Origin of the sequence: Vibrio sp. 10N.261.46.A3, from assembly GCF_041472995.1 — a bacterium.
In the GTDB taxonomy this organism is placed as follows: Bacteria; Pseudomonadota; Gammaproteobacteria; order Enterobacterales; family Vibrionaceae; genus Vibrio; species Vibrio coralliirubri.
This window is the reverse complement of the sequence record NZ_JBFRRH010000047.1, coordinates 1-737: the sequence shown is the minus strand read 5'-3', so window position 1 is coordinate 737 and position 737 is coordinate 1. Positions and strand designations below refer to the sequence as shown.

General features: G+C 45.6%; 1 protein-coding gene. It reads left to right on the top strand.

The window, feature by feature from the left end; all coding sequences use genetic code 11:
- The first annotated feature begins 41 nt into the window (after positions 1-41).
- On the top strand, positions 42-560 hold the full coding sequence (locus AB4484_RS12695; protein ID WP_372078502.1) for a hypothetical protein: 519 nt from the start codon (positions 42-44) through the stop codon (positions 558-560).
- Positions 561-737 lie beyond the last annotated feature (177 nt).

Here is a 737-nt window from a genome sequence, read left to right as displayed (position 1 = left end):
CGGTTCGTAGACGCTTACGTAGCATTGGGGGTAACTGATTAATGACAAGCTCAAATCAGGCATTGACCGACATCACTCACCACAATCAACTGGCAGACCATATTATTAAGTCTGTCACCATCCCCCGTCAGCTAAAAACCGTCTTGGTTGCAATAGCTACGTTCTATAACCTAGTGAATGACAATGCGTTTCCGACCCGAAAGGAATTGGCAAAGCGAACAGGGTATAGCATCAATTATATTACCTACCTGATTGCTTACGCTTGCAGGGAGGGCTTTCTGGTGTCTACCCCGCGATTTATCAAGGGAGAGCGTGATAGCGCTCCCCGTCAGTCATCAAACAATTACCGAATCATCCTGAGTGCGATTGGGGCTCGCTTTAGCAAAGCCAAAGCAATGCTCAATAAGAATCTACGTCAGAAGAAAAAAGAAGACGAGATGCAAGAGCTACTTCGCAACGAAAGAGTTGACCACGCCAATCAACTATTAGGCGAAGCCCCTGTGTCAGAGCAGCCTTATATCGACACTTACGAGTGGGAAGGATACGAACCACCCAAATAATCCCTCAAATTTTTAGAATGCCGTTAGCTCGGTAGGGTTTCTTGCATCTGAAATAAATACAGCGTGACTTTGGTCACATTCCTCTTTCCACTCCTCTCTGCTTTTTCCTAAAATTTCACCCCAATCCCCTCAAATTTCCCTGAAATGGCCTTTCAGGCGTAAGCGTCTTTAAATCGA